The organism is Synechococcus sp. CC9616, from assembly GCF_000515235.1.
Classification (GTDB): domain Bacteria; phylum Cyanobacteriota; class Cyanobacteriia; order PCC-6307; family Cyanobiaceae; genus Parasynechococcus.
The window spans coordinates 1307898-1326042 of sequence record NZ_KI911558.1 but is presented as its reverse complement, the minus strand read 5'-3'; the positions used below and the strand labels follow the sequence as shown (position 1 = coordinate 1326042).

At 51.6% G+C, this 18145-nt stretch carries 17 protein-coding genes; 9 read left to right on the top strand and 8 right to left on the bottom strand.

Going from position 1 to position 18145, the window contains the following annotated elements; translation table 11 throughout:
- Positions 1-1101, top strand: coding sequence for a tRNA preQ1(34) S-adenosylmethionine ribosyltransferase-isomerase QueA (gene queA, locus SYN9616_RS0107875; RefSeq protein ID WP_198015209.1), 1101 nt, complete (start codon positions 1-3; stop codon positions 1099-1101).
- Here queA and SYN9616_RS15505 read toward each other — a convergent pair.
- Positions 1086-1736 (bottom strand): carbonic anhydrase, encoded by a 651-nt coding sequence (locus SYN9616_RS15505; protein ID WP_051410986.1) that lies wholly within the window; start codon positions 1734-1736, stop codon positions 1086-1088. The genes queA and SYN9616_RS15505 overlap by 16 nt on opposite strands.
- 132 nt (positions 1737-1868) lie before the next feature.
- Here SYN9616_RS15505 and SYN9616_RS0107865 point away from each other — a divergent pair, with 132 nt between their 5' ends.
- The 4 genes from SYN9616_RS0107865 to SYN9616_RS17275 all read left to right on the top strand — a co-directional run bounded on the left by SYN9616_RS0107865 (position 1869) and on the right by SYN9616_RS17275 (position 4778).
- Complete coding sequence (locus SYN9616_RS0107865) at positions 1869-3263, top strand: cation:proton antiporter (protein WP_156918726.1); 1395 nt, start codon at positions 1869-1871, stop codon at positions 3261-3263.
- A gap of 3 nt (positions 3264-3266) precedes the next feature.
- On the top strand, positions 3267-3929 hold the full coding sequence (locus tag SYN9616_RS15500; protein WP_071991437.1) for a DUF1345 domain-containing protein: 663 nt from the start codon (positions 3267-3269) through the stop codon (positions 3927-3929).
- A 102-nt stretch (positions 3930-4031) separates the two neighbouring features.
- On the top strand, positions 4032-4343 hold the full coding sequence (locus SYN9616_RS0107855) for a hypothetical protein (protein WP_028952596.1): 312 nt from the start codon (positions 4032-4034) through the stop codon (positions 4341-4343).
- 135 nt (positions 4344-4478) lie between these two features.
- The gene (locus tag SYN9616_RS17275) at positions 4479-4778 is read left to right on the top strand and encodes a hypothetical protein (protein WP_156918725.1); all 300 of its coding nucleotides are present in this window, start codon (positions 4479-4481) and stop codon (positions 4776-4778) included.
- Here SYN9616_RS17275 and SYN9616_RS0107850 read toward each other — a convergent pair.
- On the bottom strand, positions 4753-5760 hold the full coding sequence (locus SYN9616_RS0107850) for a hypothetical protein (protein ID WP_028952595.1): 1008 nt from the start codon (positions 5758-5760) through the stop codon (positions 4753-4755). The genes SYN9616_RS17275 and SYN9616_RS0107850 overlap by 26 nt on opposite strands.
- Before the next feature lie 138 nt (positions 5761-5898).
- Here SYN9616_RS0107850 and SYN9616_RS0107845 point away from each other — a divergent pair, with 138 nt between their 5' ends.
- The 4 genes from SYN9616_RS0107845 to SYN9616_RS0107830 are packed head-to-tail and all read left to right on the top strand — an operon-like array spanning position 5899 to position 11505.
- On the top strand, positions 5899-6249 hold the full coding sequence (locus tag SYN9616_RS0107845) for a hypothetical protein (protein ID WP_028952594.1): 351 nt from the start codon (positions 5899-5901) through the stop codon (positions 6247-6249).
- A 32-nt stretch (positions 6250-6281) separates the two neighbouring features.
- Positions 6282-8825, top strand: coding sequence for a heavy metal translocating P-type ATPase (locus SYN9616_RS0107840; RefSeq protein WP_028952593.1), 2544 nt, complete (start codon positions 6282-6284; stop codon positions 8823-8825).
- A gap of 5 nt (positions 8826-8830) precedes the next feature.
- Positions 8831-9364, top strand: a complete 534-nt coding sequence (locus SYN9616_RS0107835) for a hypothetical protein (RefSeq protein WP_028952592.1) — start codon at positions 8831-8833, stop codon at positions 9362-9364.
- 5 nt (positions 9365-9369) lie between these two features.
- Positions 9370-11505, top strand: a complete 2136-nt coding sequence (locus SYN9616_RS0107830; protein WP_028952591.1) for a hypothetical protein — start codon at positions 9370-9372, stop codon at positions 11503-11505.
- 1 nt (position 11506) lies between these two features.
- Here SYN9616_RS0107830 and SYN9616_RS0107825 read toward each other — a convergent pair whose 3' ends face one another.
- The 6 genes from SYN9616_RS0107825 to psbC all read right to left on the bottom strand — a co-directional run bounded on the left by SYN9616_RS0107825 (position 11507) and on the right by psbC (position 18059).
- The gene (locus tag SYN9616_RS0107825; RefSeq protein ID WP_028952590.1) at positions 11507-12109 is read right to left on the bottom strand and encodes a TMEM165/GDT1 family protein; all 603 of its coding nucleotides are present in this window, start codon (positions 12107-12109) and stop codon (positions 11507-11509) included.
- Between the two features lie 81 nt (positions 12110-12190).
- On the bottom strand, positions 12191-12712 hold the full coding sequence (locus SYN9616_RS0107820) for a hypothetical protein (protein ID WP_028952589.1): 522 nt from the start codon (positions 12710-12712) through the stop codon (positions 12191-12193).
- 127 nt (positions 12713-12839) lie between these two features.
- Positions 12840-13826: a cysteine synthase A gene (gene cysK / locus SYN9616_RS0107815; RefSeq protein WP_028952588.1), complete on the bottom strand. Its 987-nt coding sequence runs from the start codon at positions 13824-13826 to the stop codon at positions 12840-12842.
- A 95-nt stretch (positions 13827-13921) separates the two neighbouring features.
- Entirely contained in the window at positions 13922-15376 is a 1455-nt protein-coding gene (locus SYN9616_RS0107810) for a PLP-dependent transferase (RefSeq protein ID WP_028952587.1), read from the bottom strand.
- Complete coding sequence (locus tag SYN9616_RS0107805) at positions 15373-16521, bottom strand: PLP-dependent aspartate aminotransferase family protein (RefSeq protein WP_037990816.1); 1149 nt, start codon at positions 16519-16521, stop codon at positions 15373-15375. The genes SYN9616_RS0107810 and SYN9616_RS0107805 overlap by 4 nt, the downstream gene beginning before the upstream one ends.
- 149 nt (positions 16522-16670) lie before the next feature.
- Complete coding sequence (gene psbC, locus SYN9616_RS0107800; RefSeq protein ID WP_028952585.1) at positions 16671-18059, bottom strand: photosystem II reaction center protein CP43; 1389 nt, start codon at positions 18057-18059, stop codon at positions 16671-16673.
- Between the last annotated feature and the right edge of the window lie 86 nt (positions 18060-18145).

Here is an 18145-nt window from a genome sequence, read left to right as displayed (position 1 = left end):
CTGGTGCCCGATCCCAGGGATCTGCTGCTGAGCAGTTACGACTACGCCCTGCCGGAAGGGTTCATCGCTCAGGCGCCGATTGAGCCGCGCCACGATGCAGCCCTGCTGATGGCTCCACCCATTGGAGCTGCACCGTCGGCTGCTCGCCATCGTCGGATCTGGGATCTTCTGGAGGAACTTCAGGCGGGAGACCTGCTTGTTGTCAACGACACACGCGTGTTGAAAGCGCGGCTCCATGTGCGGCGTGCTGGAGGCGGCCGGTCCGAGCTGCTCGTGCTGGAGCCCCGCAACGGCGGCCAGTGGTTGTGTCTGGCTCGACCAGCCAAACGCATGCGTCCCGGTGATGTGCTCACCATCGAAGGAACATCGATCACCCTGACGGTGTTGGCGGTGGATCCTGCCAGCGGGGGACGTTTGGTTCAGTTCCCAAGCGACTGCCGTGATGCCGCAACGATCGAGGCGTTGCTGAATCAATACGGTGAGGTTCCTCTGCCGCCCTATATCGATCGGCATGATCCAGAGGATGCTGATCGCTACCAAACCCGCTACGCGGAGCGTCCCGGCGCGGTGGCAGCACCAACTGCAGGACTGCATTTCAGTGATGAACTGCTGGCTGCCCTACAGCGCAAGGGCGTCCGGCTTAAGTGCATCACGCTGCACGTTGGTCTGGGAACATTCCGGCCGCTGGAAAATGAGGACCTCACCAACCTTGATCTCCACAGCGAATGGGTGGAGGTCACAGCCGAGGTGGTCGAAGCAATCCGTGCCTGTCGTGGCCGGGTGATTGCTGTTGGCACAACGAGCGTGCGCGCTTTGGAGGGAGCTGCTCAGGCCCATGGGGGTGAATTACGCAGCTTTTGCGGGCCCGTGAATCTTGTGATCAAGCCTGGGTATCGATTTCGCGTGGTTGAAGGGCTGTTAACCAATTTCCACCTTCCCAAAAGTTCTCTGTTGTTGCTTGTCAGTGCCTTGATTGGTCGGCAAACACTTTTGAAGCTTTATCAGGAGGCCAAAGAGCGGCACTATCGCTTTTTCTCCTACGGCGATGCCATGTGGATCGCTCCCGAGTCCGTGATTCCGAGCGCTCAGTCCTTGCCGTAAAGCGGCTCAAGCCAGGTGATCGAGAGAGGATCGATGTGTAGAAAGGCTGGTTGAACGAGAAGTGTTTTGTTGCTGACGGCATCACGGATGACGTCGCTGTCCTGAACAAGTGCCTCCGCTGTGATTCTCGAATGGGCAATACAAGCTTGTTCATAGGTCTTGTGATCGTCGGTACTGAAGCCGTGATTGTTTAATCCTGATTTGATGTCGTTTACCAATTCGCTCAACGAGGGAGAAAAGTCCTGACCTGTCAGATAAGCGGCCTTGACGGCGCCACATCCCTGATGACTCATGACCAGAAGGACACAGATTCCCAGATCTGCAACGGCATATTCAATCGAGCCTGCAGAACCAAAGGTGTTGGTGTTTCCTGCATTACGGATCACAAACAAATCCCCGAATCCGGCATCAAAAATCACCTCAACTGGAACGCGAGAATCGGAACAGGCCAGGACGGCAACCTGGGGATGTTGTCCGCCAGCAAGTTGATGACGGCGTGCCTCGGTTGCATGGGGATGGGCCGATTGACCATCAAGAAAACGCTGCAGGCCACTTTTCAGCTCGTTGACAATGTCATGTGGGGTAGTTTGTTGCCCCCCTGAATCGATATAGGGGCTACTTGATGACGTGCCCATGACCTGATCCTTTTACTGGGTTATATCACTGGTAACTGGCAATGAGTGACCGGCAAGTTGTCAGCATTCGCTCACCTATGTCAATTGAATTGTGACTCTGTGTACAGAATCAAGTTGAGAGTTGATGTGATTGTGTTCGGTGTACCTTCCTGGATTGTTTTTGCAGCAGAGCGTCACGCGTCCAGTACCATCACAAATTCGTCAGAAGCAACTTCTTCTCTAGAGATATCATTTCAAACGACACTTATTGCTTTTGCGCTTCTCCTGATTGTCAGCACGTTATGCGATAAGTTTGGGGCTAAGCTAAGTATACCGGGTTCAATCTTCTTGTTTTTACTTGGATTGTGCATCAATATTGCAAATTTTACGTTTAATACTATTCCCCTGGAGCAGGTTCATGTCATTGCTCTTTGTGTGCTGTTGTTTTTTAGCGGTTTGACATCAGATCGGTTGCTCTTGAAGAGAAGTAATTTGTTATTCAGCTCCATGCAGTTAGCCCTATTTGGCACGGCATTAAGTATGTTGTTTTGGTTAATGTATATAAGATTTGGGCTGGGAGTCTTCCAGAAGCTAGGCTATGCAGAGGGAGTTGATGAAGGTGTTCTCACTCTAATCACTGTCGTCATTATTTATTCTCTCTCAGTCAATGATTGGAACTCGTTTTCGTTTGTAGCAAGAAAGGTTAAAAAATTTCAGGCCATTTTTATCAACATTTTCAAAGTAGAAACATCAATTTCGGCAGCGATTTCAGTTGCTGTAGCTGAGCTGCTTATTCTGTTTTGGCTGCAAATTAATCCGGGTTATTCAACGATGAATCAAGGTGTTCTGGTTCAGGACATCTTCAAAGGCATTTTTCTAGGCATTGTGTGTGGTGTGATCCTTGGCTATCTGCTGAATCTTGTCATTCGTCATTTTGTGACGTCCAAACCTCAACTTGTGCTTGTTGCATTTGGATTTACGATTCTTGGCTACGTGTTTTCAGATCTGTCCCTGCGCCATGGGGGATACCTTTGTGCACTTGTTATGGGGGTTGTCACCTCTATTTCGTACAGAAGTTCATCCACTGAAGATGAAATTAAATTCCTTAGTGAGGAATTGGAGTCGCTCAATATTGCCTGTGAAGCGATTCTATTTTTCGCGATCGGTCTCGGCCTTAATGCGAAGTCATTTTTCGTTGATTTACCAATTGCTCTTTATGTCTGGCTTGGAGTTATTGCGATTCGTCCAGTCTGTGTTTGGCTTTTTCTTCGAGGAGAGACAATCGCAATTGACGAGAAAAAAATCTTGGCATCTTGGAGTCCAAAGGGTGCCGTCTCTATGGCTTTAGTAGTACAAGCACCTATTTTACTGGAGGAAATATTTGAGATAAGCATGTCTGAAATTGTTCCTTATCAGGCATATCATCTTATGGCCAATTCAGTGTGTGGAACAGTTATTATTTCAATGCTGGTTAAATCAGTAATGATACCCAGATTTTACAACCGAATTACAGCTCAGACTGTTCAAGGTTCAGATATTCAAATGTAAAAGATGCATCCCCGCTTCCTTTCAGATCGATATCGTCTGATCCGGTCCTCGATGGTTGGATTGGTCATCACGTTGATCTTGATTCAACTCGTGACTTTTAAAGAGGCCTTCACTATTTCTATCACCATGGCACTGGTGTGGGATCTGGTCACGCTGTATCGAAAAACTTGGACGCTTTCCATGCATGAAACACGTCAAGTCTTTGAGCGTTGGCAATCGGTTGAATCCTATGTTGCCTTACGCACTGTGGCGCTTGTTTTTATGAGCGTGGGACTACTTTGTTTTTGCATCAATGATCTACATGATAAGAAAAACATTTTGCCGGACTATGTTCAGATTTTCTTGACATTTATTTCACTGTTTCTTGCATGGTTGCAATTGCACAACGGTTTCGCTCTTTACTACGCAAAGAGTTATTTTGAGCAGAATCCCCGTGCGCTTGAAGAGAACGAAGCTCAACAGGCCTTCGTTTTTCAGGGTTCAGAGCCAAGCTTCAGCGATTTTCTCTATGTTGCTTACTCAATCGGCCTTACTTATTCCATGACTGATTGCAGTGTTGAAGATTCTTCAATTCGCCGCGTCGTGATTATTCACTGCATTGCAGCTTTTTTGTTTGCTTCGACGGTTCTTTCGATCATTCTTTCCCTCGTGACCCAGGTCAGTTGAGTCGGCAACTGTCCTGCTGAGATGCAGGCACCACTTTTGTGATCATCAACACTTCACAAAAGCACAAAAGCTCCCTAGATTGAGTTTATCTGTTTTAAGACCATGTTTGAGCTTGAGTACCTTATTGCTTTTGGTATCGGAGCTGGTCTTGTTGCTCTAACACCAGTGGCAGCCTCCGTAGCGGGTCGTGAAAGTGGCGTCACCAAAACCATTTCCGGCGCTGGACGAGGGCTGACAAAGCAAAGTTTAAAAGTGGGTTTGGTCATTGGCTCGAAATTTTCTGGCCTTTTCTCTGGTATGAAGTCTGGTTTGAGTGAAGTTGGAGAAAGTTTTGGCGATATTCTCGCCGAAGCTAAGGCTGATCTCGCCGAGCCAAAAGCGACTGTTAAATCAGCTAAATCCAGCAAATCCTAAACCTTGGTTGAAATTCGGCACGCTCTGCCGGGACGCGTAAGATTTAAGTTTAATCAGAAACTTTCTAAAAGATCTCAGCAATGCATGCAGAGTTCTTTTCAGTATTGCTTTCCAACTTACATTTTCAGATTTGCATTGGATTATTCCGGCGTGTTGATAACCTCTAGTGATTGTTCTGTAAAACTCAATGCTATAGACCTTCAAGGCTGGTTTGATCATTTTTTAGTAAATACTGTTTCTTTCGGTCCTCAACTACCACCAACACGTCAAGAACTGTTCAATCGTCAGCTTTGTCATGTTACGGCACAAACGATGATTATTTTCGCGATCCTTGGATGGATTTTGCCAATCATGCCTGGAACACCTTTTTTTCTTATTGCCTGGTCTTTGGGTTGGCGACCACCAGGATCTAAGCATTCTGTCCCGGTTGAATAAAACGAAGCGTTAGCCAGCCAAGTTTAATTTGTCCTTTTTGGCAAGTTAGTGCGTTTAAAGTTTCAGGTAGTTCTATTACACGTTTTTGGCCCAAATAAAATAGAAAGATGGTGGTACCGGATTGTTTAATGACGAGTTCGGCTTTGTTAACGCCTGGAAGGTAAATAGTAATTGATTGATGAGGAGCATCTAAGAAAAGATCAGCCTTGTATTTGCTCTCTATTGTCTCTATTTTAGCCTTGCTGAGTTGGTCGCTCGATACAAGTTCGATCATGGAAGGATCTAATTCCTTGCTGATTTGAACCATGACCTGTGAATCAAGATCACTCATGATCAATCCGCTTGGGGTGACTGCATTCATGCCGCACAAACTGAGTTGCCGCATTAAGTTCAATCTGCTTTGATCAGCTCCATCAAGAATTAAATAAAGGCGATGGAGCATTCTGTCACTGCACAAGGTTTGAAGATATTCAAAATAGTGTCTCCATTGAGCAGATAATCGTAATTGCTGAGATGATGGCAATTTGATCCTTAGAAGTGTTTCTACTGCTGATAACGACTTCCTGGTGTTATCCCACCAATTAAGTAGAGGTTCGAGCAGGTTCTCGATCAAAAAAGGCCCTTGTTGTGCCATGCCTAGAAGTCGTATCGCGTGATGTGGGTGTGGCAAAATCACGACGATGTCTTGATGACTGTTTTCCATATTTAGGTGGCGACAAATAAAAATTAGTCGAGTGATATCTTCTATGCCAGGTAAAGATGGAAGTTCTGCAGATTGCTTGTCGCTGATATCGAGGAGATCCCACCATTCTTTTGCATGTGGATTTAATTCATTCCAAAGATCTTCAAGAACCTGATTGTGATCGAATTGTATCCATTCATACTCCTGGTCAACGGTTTCTAAATCGGCAAAATCACCTCTTGTATCGAGGAGCATTGATTTTGAGCTGATAATGTCTGCTTGAATCAGCTCATTGATCACGGAATGTAGTGTCCGACACCGGTCACTGCTGATAAATCGGATCACGGCTGTCGACAGATTGGTGCTTTTGGGGAATCCACATATCAAATCACATAAATCAGAGTAAAGTTGTCTAAAGGATTAATCCCCCCTCCACCCATGTTCGAATTTGAGATGGTTGTCGCATTTGGGGCTGGAGCTGCCCTCATGGCCATGGCACCAGTGGTTCGAAAGATGGGGAATCAGGAATTGGGTGATTCGATGGGGCAAGCTGGTCGCAGCATGGCCAAAAATGGCGTCAAAGTTGGCATTGTTGCAGCTGGTGCTGCTGGCAAGGTAGCGCGTGGCGTTGCCAAAAGCGCAGCAGAAGTTGCTGAATCTTTTGTTGATCTTGTTGAAGAAGCTAAGTCGGAATCATCCTCTGAGGAGATTGCAGATCAGGAGGTGGCCAATAATGGCTCTCCTAAAACTGCAAAATCAGCAACTATTACTGATGTGACTGTCGAGTAATTCTTTTCTAAAAATCCCACCATTTCCTACTCATGGCTGCTTCCTTTCAAGTCGACGCGACAACCGGATTTGATGTCATTGATGGATCTGGTGGTACAAGAGAAAAAGTTTGTCCTCCCAGCCTTCCACGCTTTATCGATCGAATTTTGCATGCTTCTTCCAAGCGGCTGCGATTTAGTGTTTCGCCTGGATTAAAGGATCCAGATAATTTTGAGAGACATATCAACTCACTGGATGACGTTGAAGCTGTTCGTTTTAACCGTTGGGCTTGTTGTTATGTCGTTGTCTTTGCGAAAAAATGCAATGTTGACGCCTTGCAGTGGTTGAACTCTCTTCCACAGAACAGCGGTGATATTCCATTAATTCCCGTTGTAGAACCTACCTTGTCAAGCGTTGAGGCCTCTCAACAAAATGATGAGGATGATGAGAAATTTGTTCCAACGCGCATCGTTCTTCCTGTTTGCTCACTGGCATTAGCCATTCTTTCCGGACCACTCGCATTGCCGCCCTTGGCTGTTGGGGGCTTCATCATTGTCTCGGCTCATTTGAGTTTTAAAAGAGCTTGGGACGGCCTCAAAAAGGACAAGAAAATCAATGTCGATTTCCTAGATGCTCTGGCTGTTCTCCTTCACAGCCTTGAGGGCTTCCTGCTTGGGCCTGCCATGATGATCACCATGATCGAGGGTGGTGAGGCTGTTCGTGATGCTACTCAGCGTATTGCTCATTCTTCCAATACAGATCTAGTCTCCAGCCTTCAATCAGATGTGCGCTTGCTTACCGAAGATGGTGAGGTAATCGTGTCCAGTTTTGATTTATCAGCTGGTGATCGTGTTGTCTTCTTGCCAGGGGACAAGATACCCATTGATGGCGTCATTGAGTCGGGTGAGGCGTCACTTGATGTTGTCAAACTAACAGGCGAATCAGTACCAAGGCACTCAGGGCCTGGGGATGAAATTCTGGCTGGATTCATCGTTCTTGAGGGCAACATTGTTGTAGAAACATCTGCCGTTGGTGACGACACCCGAGTGGGTCAAATCACCAAAATGATTGAAGAAGCGCCTGTTTTTGATACAAGAGTTGGAAATTTTGCCGCCAATATTGCAAACCGATTCGTGATGCCGACGTTGGCTCTGGCAGGCATTTCTCTGTTGCTGAGTGCAGGCAACATCGCCCAGGCAGCTTCATTGCTGATGTTCGACCTTGGAACGGGTCTTCGTGTCTCTGTTCCAACGGCCATTATGGCCGCCCTCACAAGAGCAGGCAGTCAAGGCCTGCTGATTCGAAGCGGCCGTGCTCTTGAACAGCTTGAAACGATCGATGTTGTTGTCTTCGACAAAACAGGAACGTTGACAGAAGGCCATCCCTCGATCGTTGAGGTTTTGGTGTTCGATGATTCTGGAGCTGTGATCTCCTCTCCAACCCACGAGAGAATCCATGAGCTTCTTCAGCTTTCAACTTCACTTGAACAGGGACTGAACCACCCCATCGCCAAAGCTATTCGGGACTATGCCGAACAAGAGCAAGTGTCTGTGATCGATTGCGAAAGTTGGGATTACAGGGTTGGACGTGGTGTCTGCGCGCAGGTCAATGGTCAGACGGTCCTTCTGGGTAATTCCAAGTTGCTCGAGGACGAAAATGTCGTAATTCCGGTGTTTGAAGCTGATCCCAAGCTTCGGGTTGCAACCCCTATTTATCTCTCTGTGAACGGTCGTCTGGCCTCCATTCACTATGCCCTTGATCAGGTGCGTCCAGATACTCCCGACATGATTGCGGAGTTGCATCGCCGTGGAATTGAGGCTCACATGTTGACTGGTGATATTGCTCCGGTTGCTCATGCTGTTGCCAAAGACATTGGATTGAAGCCTGAGGAGGTTCATTCAGACGCCCTTCCTGATCAAAAGGCGGAACTCGTTCAGCACTTCACGGCCCAAGGGAAAAAAGTGGTGTTCGTTGGGGACGGCATCAACGACTCCGCGGCGCTCGCCTATGCAGATGTCTCGGTGTCCTTCGCCTCTGGTAGTGATCTTGCTCGTGAAACGGCAGACATTGTTCTCACAAATGATCGGGTCTCCGATCTGATAGTGGCTCAAGATCTTGCTCGTCATACCTTCGGTTTGGTGAAGCAAAACATCGCCATTGTCGGTGTCCCCAACCTGTCTGCCCTTGTGATCGGTACGTTCCTTCCCGTCAGCCCGATTGCAGCGGTTTTCCTGAACAATGGATCGTGTTTGGTTGCTGCTGGCAATGCCATTCGTGCCTTGGGCTTCCAGGCTCGCGAGCTGCCATCGCGGCATGCAGTGCCTGAATCATCGGGCACTGAACCACTTGCCACTGAACCATCGGTCACAGCCCTACAGCCTGTTGCAACTGATGGCGCGGGAGTGCAAAAGAGCAAGGTGTCAGCACTTCCTCTCAAGGTGACGGAGCTCTCTGAGCGGGTGGGTGTGAGTTATCAAAAAATTTCGGCCCGTCGCCGGCGTGATGATTTCAGCTCCTGGATTGCAGAGCATGACCCAGAGGGCTTCCAGTGGACCTATTGCAAAGACAGCAATCTCTACAACGTGATGGTGGCTTGATATCGATGGCTCCCGCCTTGAATTTGATGCATTCAACCAATCGCCGTTGGCGATATCGAATCGTTCGAGCTCAGCAACTTGACTGGACGCGATTACGCAGCGATCTTGAACAGATCTTCCCCCCATCCGAGTGGGTGATCCGTCTGAACACTTTGTCTGGGTCTTTGATCATCATGAGGATTGGGAATTTAAGTCCTCAACTTGGGCAGGATCTAACTGGAATGGTGCGTGATGGTGTTCGTCAACAATTGATCCGTCAGAGAATTGTTGTCTCCGAGACTCCTCTCTCACCGACAGAGGTGGTTCGCCCTGTTTCTGCTCAAAGCAGGTCTTGGATGCGTGATTCCGCCCGTTGTTTGGCAAACGCTCTATCCATGTCGTTGTCTCTCTCGGCACTCCTAACATCGCTGGCTTTGTTTCTTCTTGGCTTCATTGGTCTCTTCCTGCCATTGTCACCAGGGGTTTGGCTTTTGATGTTGGCGACTCTTGTCTTTGATCTTGCGTTGACTGTTCGGAGACCGTTTGTCGGGGCAATCTGAACATCATGGCTGCCAGTCTTCAAGACACAGACGCTCCATGGGTGATCAGAAGTGAGATTGATGGCCGTCTGAGAATTTTTCATCCTGGCTTGTCCAATTCACTTGGCTTGCGTCGTCATTGTGGATCTGTTCTTCACCGCACCCATTGGTTGATCAGCCATCGGATCAATGTGGTGTCTTCGACTGTTGTGATTCGTTTCCCTTTGGGAAACCGTGAGCATCTTCTTACAGTCTTAAATCGCTGTTTCGTTGACCCATTTTCTGATACTTCTCTGGAAACTGCGCTTGCTCAGGAAAACCAGCTTGTAGATATTGTCAAGAGTCAGTCTTTTCATCACGCGGTTCGGAATGGTGCTTTGTGTGCCTCTGTCTTGGCGTTTGATTCATTGATGGTCGTCCCGCCCCTGGCATTGGCTACATCTGCGATTGTTCTGAATTTGCCACTGCTACGACATTTTCTACGTTCAATCTGGAAATGGTTGTTTGGAGATGTAGTGACAACGCAAAATCTTCTTCAGTCATCTGTTGAGGTGGCCCTCTCCACAACCCTGATTAGCGGTGGTCTGGCACGGGAATCCCTGCTTGATGGGCTTTTGGACAGTTCCAAGGAAGCTCTCCAGTCCATCAGCCAAAGCACAGGGGGACGCAGCAAGGAATTTGTTGATTTCATTGAGCGCCTTAAAAATGCGGTTCTGATCAGTCCTGTTGATCGGAGTTCACTTGAACCTTGTGGCTCGAAGCTATCTCTGGGAGAGGTTGAGCCTGGCATGCTCTACAGCATCACGATTGGTCAACACGTTTTTCTCCATGCCCGGCTGGTTAAGGGTGAGTTGCTTGTCGTTAATGCTCTTCTGGATGGCTCTTCGCTGCCTTTGAGATTGGTGGTTGGCGATGAGATTAATTTTGGTGCTTACGTCTTGCAGGGAGAGGCTGTTTGCGAGGCCCTTCAGTCTTTTTCTGAGGCCCCAGTGTTAAGTATCGAGGAAACAATATGGTCAGAAACCTCATCGAACTCACCTGGTGCCCCACTTGAGAATCTTTACCGCTCTTTGGCTCCACCGCTTCAGTTGGGTTTTGGAATGTGGTCTCTGGTCAATGGTCTGACTGAACGCGCGATTTCATTTCTGGCATTCAACCCCTTGAAGGAATCAGAAAAGTGCAAGTTGTCTTCTGCAGAGACTGCGTTGGTAGATATGGCGCTTAATCAAGTTCACATTGCAGATGCAAGAGTCCTGTCCAACTTGTCTGCGGTTGACAATGTGCTTATTAGCATCAATGCACTGCAACAGCTCGGTAGTTTTGAATGTCGTGAACAGTTCATCGATCGATCCCTTGCTAAAGATGATTTAATTCAGATTCTTTATTCGATTGCTCTATCCATCAAAGCTGATCCAGCCACTGTCTTTTGGGGAGTGCTGATGGATGTGGAGATGACACCACTGCCTGTTCAATCGTTAGAGGTCAATGCTGGAGAGCTTTCCCAGGCGTCGTATGTTGTTGAATTTGATCATCAAAGTGCGATTACGATTCGCTTTTATAAAGAACAGTCTGTTGTCGATTCTGGCTGTCTCGCAAGCCAGAACATTGTTGAATTTAGTCGTTCTGAGGGGGTGCTCGGCCGTCTTTTGATCGACTGGAGTTTGAGCGATCGTTTTTCTGAGCTGTTTAATCAGCTCAGATCTTTGAATGTGAATGTTGAGGTGGTTGGCGATGACCTCAGGGCCAGTGGCTCACAAGAACCCCTTTTGCGCTGTTCGCGGGTGAAGCAGTTGAAGCGGAACGGTGCCACAGTGGCCTATCTCGGCGATGTGATCGACGATATTCCTGCGATGTCCTGTGCTGATGTTGCCATTGGTTTGTCGAATGATGACACGGGGTTTGTGTCGAAGACCGTTTGTGACGTGATCCTTGGTGGTGATCCGATGTGGTTGTCCCGACTGATTCTGCTGAGCCGCCGTTACGAATCTGCGACGAAGATTAATTCATCCTCAATTGTGGCTCTAACGTGTGCAACGTCTTTGGCTGGATTTGTGTCTGCGCTGACTCCTGCGCAATCAATCGCTTTGTTCAATCTTGTGCCGATTGTTGCTGAGCTGAATACATTGTTTGCGCTCAGCAGTTCCGCCTCGAGAATTAAATAATTTAACTCGTTTGCATTAAAATCTTGATGCCAAGAACTATGAATAAAGTTCCGCTTATAAGAGCAATCCTTGTTTGACATATTCGTTGACTGAGGCATTTACCAGAGGTGACGGCCCCAATGGCTAGCAAGATGTTTGCGGCAACGGCACCTGTAAAGATGCTTTCAGCTGAGATGTCTGGAGCGGCTGCCAGCCCAAGCAATGCGAGTTGTGTGCGATCACCGAATTCCGCCAGAAACGTCGTTGTGAAGGAGCCTCTGATCACTGCGTTGGCAGAGAGTGTGACGCCTTCTTCTGAAATAGGGCGCTGAGCTGTTTTGCCGGGTTGACCACTGTGTGAGATATAGGCGTCCATGTACGCTTTGATTCCAAACCCCAGAAATGTCACCCCTGATACAAGCTTGATGATCTCCATCGAGATGTGTGTTTGCATCCATACGCCCAGGCCGATCCACAGTGCTGCGCCAGTTGTGAGTGCCAGAAAGCTTCCAGTGAACACCCAGCGGGCTTTGTGACGAGCTGCCAGAACAAGAGCTGTTAAAAATGATTTGTCGCCGATTCCGGCAATAGCAACCGTGGCAAACGCAGTGGTGAACCCAGCCACGGTTGTGGAGTAAGAATTTTCATAAAACTAAATGTTTTTCGGTGGCGATGCGGTATCGGTTAATGCCTTGGATATTTGCGTTCAAACGTTTTTCTGCCGTCTTACTTTCCATGCTGAGCGCTGGCCATCTTTGCGAATACGCAGAAACTCCAGCCCCATCCGTTGAAAACCGTCCCTGCCATCCTCCAGGTTGTCTAAGGGAGGTAAACGTTTGAGATCGAGCAAAGAGCAAATTTCCTGGCTTGGTAATTCCACTCCGCTCTCCCGCAGAAGATCAAGCACTTCAATGCGTTCACGTAGGAGTCGCAGTTTTGAGTATTTCCTGAGGTCTTCATCCTCCTGCCCATGGGTTGCATTCAGTGGCACAAGGGGGGCGTCATCGATGACTGCCGTTGGCACCACTTCAGCGATCAAAGGCTCCTGGGGGTTGCTTTTACCCAGGTGCTGATAAAGAACACTCACCTGATCCTGCCGAATCCAGGTTCGCATCCCTTTTCTGATCGGTTCGATGCCGAGTTCGCGGATCACCAGCAACAGATCAACCCTACTGAGCCCGAGATCGGCCTCCAGAGTTCCAAGACTGACGACCTGACTGCTGTTCATCGCTCAGACGTGCACAACCGCCGGACTACGCCTGTTCTTATCACGATTCAACAGACTTGTCCGAACATCCAGAGCAGTTCCGGATGGAACCGCTCTGGATGTTGTTGATGACCTAAAAAGCCACGACCTAAACAGCCACGGGTTGTTCAATTATTCCTGTCGGGACGTCGGCAAACATCACGGAGGAGAGATAACGCTCGGCGAGATCCGGCAGCACCACCACGATGGTCTTGCCGGCGTAGGCGTCCTGTTCAGCCAGGCGAATGGCGGCGGCCGCAGCAGCACCACAAGAGATGCCTACCAACAGACCCTCCTCCTGGGCCAGACGCAGCGCCATGGCGATCGATTCATCGTTGGTCACCTGCTCCACCTTGTCCACGACGGAGAGGTCGAGGTTTTTGGGGATGAAGCCAGCGCCGATGCCTTGAATCTTGTGCGGGCCAGGTTTGACGGCCTCCCCATTCAGGGTTTGGCTGATCACCGGGCTGTGAGTCGGTTCGACTGCGACTGATTCGATGGCTTTGCCCGCTTCGTTCTTGATGTAACGGGAGACACCTGTGATCGTGCCGCCGGTGCCGACACCCGCCACCAGAACATCAATCGATCCATCGCAATCGTTCCAGATTTCAGGACCTGTTGTTTTGAAATGGATGTCCGGGTTGGCAGGATTGTCGAACTGCCCGGGCATGAAATATTTGGCGGGATCGCCATCGGCGATTTCCTTGGCTTTGGCGATCGCACCCGGCATCCCTTTCGCCGCCTCTGTGAGCACAAGTTCAGCTCCGAGAACGGCCATCACGCGACGACGCTCGATCGACATCGATTCGGGCATCGTGAGGATCAGTTTGTAACCCCTCGATGCGGCTGTGAAGGCGAGGGCAATGCCGGTGTTGCCCGATGTGGGCTCAACAATCACCTTGCCTTTGGTTAATTTGCCGCTCTTCTCGGCATCCCAGATCATGTTGGCCCCGATGCGACATTTAACGCTGTAGGCGGGATTGCGGCCTTCGATCTTGGCCAGCACGGTGGCTTTGCAGTTTTTGGTGACGCTGTTCAGCTTGACCAGCGGAGTGTTGCCAATAGCCAGACTGTTGTCGTCGTAAATGCGGGACATGGAACGTCAGTGAAGGGCCCGAATAATCCAAAGTAGGAATAACAATTGGCTGGAGCCCTGTTGTTAAGGGCATGTTCAGACTTCAGTCAATCCCCTCAGCCGCTCAGGGCCTGCTCAAAGCGCTCCCACAGCTCAGCGGGTTCTTCCAGACCCACGGACACCCTCAGGAGATGGCTTGACACGCCGCAGCCTGCAGCCCAGTCCAGCTCTTGGTAGTGGGCCAGCTGTGTGTAGGGACAAGCCAGGGTGAATGAGGTTCCCAGGCTGGGCCCCTTGTTCACTTTCAGGCCGTCATAAACCCGACGCGCCTGCCCTTCATCCCCTTTGACTTCAAAGGAGAGCAGGCAACCGTGACCTGCGTTCGGCCGCATCAGAGCCTGGAAATTGGCACAGTCCTTGGGATGCAGGACCCGTTCCACAGCGGGATGGTTGTCCAGATGCCGAGCCAGCGTCAGGCAGTTCGCGTCCAGTTGCGCCACGCGCTGACGGACGTCGCGGCTGGCTTCCTCCAGCGCCATGGCGTCACCGTCGCTCACGGTTGCCAGTGGTTTGATCCGTGCCAGAAGCTGTTCGCTCCAGGCTGAGTGAGGACTCACCAGCAGGCTGCCTGCCATCACATCGCCCCGTCCGGCAAAGCTTTTGGTGAGGGAGGTGAAGATCAGATCCACATGGGGGAGTGCCTGCAGATTGATCCCGGTACCGATCGTGTCGTCCGCAATCACAGGGATACCGCGGGCATGAGTAAGCTCGGCGACCGCCGGCAGATCGATGCAGCGCAGCAATGGGTTGCTGGGTAATTCCACGATCACGGCTGCTGGCTGCAGTTGGTCGAGGATTTGCGCCACCTCAAGCAGGTTGCTGCTTTGCATCAGCTCGCCGCCGTGGAACACCACCTGCGGTTGCTTGAGCACATCAACGTAGGGAAAGCCCAGTTGCAGCGTTGGACGATTGGGCCGCAACGCCTGAACCGCCGTCAGTGCGGCATGCAGTCCCGCCATCCCCGCCGTATGCAGGCTGATCCTGGCCACGTCAATGCCGTGGATCTCAGCCAGTCGCTCGCGCACGATTCGGCGCGCCTCCTGGCCTGCTTTCGGTGCAGGAGCGGGCTCTCGCTTGAGGGCGATGGCGACCTGTCGCGATGTGGCGCCCAGGCCGGTGTGCTGCCAAAACGCCCGTGCATGCTGTGTGGATTCAGCGTCCGCCTTGAGGCACCACAACCCTGCTGTGCGAATCACTTCTGTGATTCCCTGGGTTGCTTTTCGTTGGCAATGGGCAGCGGCAGCGTGGGCTGCCGCCTCAGAGGAATAAGGCCAGGCTGAACCCCCTGGGTTGGCGATCTCATCAACCAGTTCTCTGAGCAGTGGATGCAGGCCAAAGCGCGGATAGATGGTCTTGAGTGCGTTGCGGCAGGCGGGATCGTTCTCTTCGTAGGCAATCACGTCCTGCCAGCGGGGCAGGGCAACGGACACGGCATGGGGTGCATCGGGTAGCGGTAAACCGAGGTCGCTGGCCTGCCAACAGGGATCGCTGAGCAGATTGCGAGCGCTCATGGATGGGGCTCCAGGGCCTGCTGCAGATCAGCCTGGAGATCCGCCAGGTCTTCGCAGCCCACCGACAGCCGCACCAGACCATCGTCAATGCCGAGTTTCCGCTTCACGTTTTCAGCGACAGCGGCATGGGTCATGGTGGCGGGATGGCAGATCAGGCTTTCAATGCCACCAAGGCTCTCAGCCATCGTGAACCACCGGAGCCTTTTGCACAGGGCATAGGTCTGCTCCTGTGTGGTGTTGAAGCTGACGGTGACGATTGCGCCTCCACCCGCCATCTGTTGTTTGGCCACCGTGTGCTGAGGGTGGTCATGACGATGGGGGTAGCGCACCCAGTTGACGCTGGGATGCAGTGCCAGCAGATCGGCAAGGGCGGCGGCGTTGGCCATCTGCTGTTTCAGCCGCAGAGGCAGTGTTTTGATGCCACGGGTGATCAGCCAGCAGTCGAAGGGGGACGGCTGGAGACCCAGCGCTTTCTGAGAGAACACCATCTTTTGCTGCCATTCAGGGTCGTTGGTGCAAACCACACCGCCGAGGGCATCGGAGTGGCCGTTGATGTATTTGGTCGTACTGGTGAGTGAGAGGGTGGCGCCGAGTTGGAGCGGGCGTTGAACGAGGGCTGTGGCGAAGGTGTTGTCGACAACAACAGGAACCTTGTGTTCCCGCGCCACGCTGCAGACCGCCTTGAGGTCGATCACCTTGAGCAGTGGATTGGTCGGGCTTTCCAGCCACACCATGGCCGGGTTGCTGCGCTCGATCAGCTCAACGGCATCGGGTTTGGTGAAGTCGACCCATTGAGTGCGCAGCCCGAATTTGGCGAAGACCTGCTCGAACAGGCGCACGGTGCAGCCGTAGAGGTTTTCCTCACACAGCACCAGATCCCCTTGTTGAAGCTGGGAGACAACGGCCGTGATGGCGCTGACGCCTGAGGCGAAAACGGTGGCATGGGCAGCCTCCTCGAGGGAGGCCAGCACCCGATCAAGGATTCGGAAGTTGGGATTTCCCGAACGTGTGTAATCAAAGCCTTCCGTGTTCCCGTGGGCGAAGGTGGAGCTTGGGAAGATCGGTGGCATCACCGTGCCCGTCTGCGAGGCAAAGCTCTCTCCGTGGTGGATCACACGGGTATTGAGGCCTGGTTCGGTGGACACAGCCGCTGATGCGATCCAGGAAGGCTAGAAAATCACTTGCGCCGCATTTGTCGATCAACAGGATCGTTTTGTGGTTACGAGCTGCAAACAAAAAAGCCCCCACCGTGCGGTGGAGGCATGAGAGACGATCGCTTGAGTGATGCCGAGTCTCAGTCGAGGTCGGGCATACCCAGCACGGGCTCGGCCTGACGGTCGATTCCTTTCTCAAAGCCAGCAGCGGCTGCGCGGGCACGGCCGGCATGCCAGAGGTGACCGATCAGGAAGAAGAAGGCGAGCACGAACTGCGTTGCACCCAGCCACTGGCGAAGGTTCACGTAGTTCACCGAGTTGGGCTCGGTGATGATGCCGCCCACGGAGTTGATCGACGCGTTGGGAGCGTGGGTCATGTACTCAGCTGCACGGCGGATTTGCCATGGCTGAATGTCGTTCTGGAGCTTGTCGAGGCTCAGTCCGTTGGGGCCACGAAGGGGCTCCAGCCAGGGGCCACGGAAGTCCCAGAAGCGCATGGTTTCACCACCGAAGATGATTTCGCCGGTGGGGGAGCGCATCAGGTATTTGCCAAGGCCGGTAGGACCCATGGCGGAACCGATGTTGGCTCCGAGGCGTTGGTCACGCACCAGGAAGGTGAAACTCTGAGCCTGGGAAGCCTCAGCGTTGGTGGGGCCCCAGAACTCGGAGGGATAGGCGGTGTTGTTGAACCAGATGTAGGCCGAAGCGATGAAGCTCATGAAGCTCAGAGCGCCGAGGCTGTAACTCAGGTAGGCCTCACCGTTCCAGATGAAGGCACGACGCACCCAGCCGAAGGGCTTGGTGATGGTGTGCCAGATGCCACCGAAGATCAGGGTCAATCCCAGCCAGATGTGTCCACCGATGATGTCCTCCATGGAGTTCACACCGATGATCCAGCCTTCCCCACCGAAGGGGGCGCGGAACAGATAACCGAAGATCACACCCGGATCAAGAGTTGGGTTGGTGATCAGACGAACATCACCACCGCCTGGTGCCCAGGTGTCGTAAACGCCGCCGAAGAACATGGCCTTGAAGACCAGCAGCAGGCAGCCGACACCGAGAAGAATCAGGTGATAACCAATGATGTTGGTCATCTGATTCTTGTCCCGCCAATCCTGGGAGAAGAAGGACGAATAGTTCTCGAGAATTTCCGGACCACGCAGTGCGTGATAGAGGCCGCCAAGGCCGAGAACGGCGGAGCTGATCAGGTGCAGAACACCGACCACGAAGAAGGGGAAGAGATCAGTTACCTCACCACCTGGTCCCACGCCGTAGCCAAGGGTGGCGACGTGGGGCATGCAGATGAAGCCCTGCTCATACATGGGCTTGTCGAAGGTGAAGTGACTCACCTCGAACAGCATCATTGCGCCTGCCCAGAACACCATCAAACCGGCGTGGGCCACGTGGGCACCAAGCAATCGGCCGGACAGGTTGATCAGACGTGCGTTGCCGGACCACCAGGCGTACCCGGTGGAGTCAAGGTCTTTGCCGCCAGTGGCGACAAGACCGGGATTAGAGAGCGTTACCACGGGGCAGAACCTCTTCAGGGAAGACGAAGTTTTCGTGTGGCTGGTCAGCCGGTGCCATCCAGGCACGCAGACCTTCATTCAGAAGA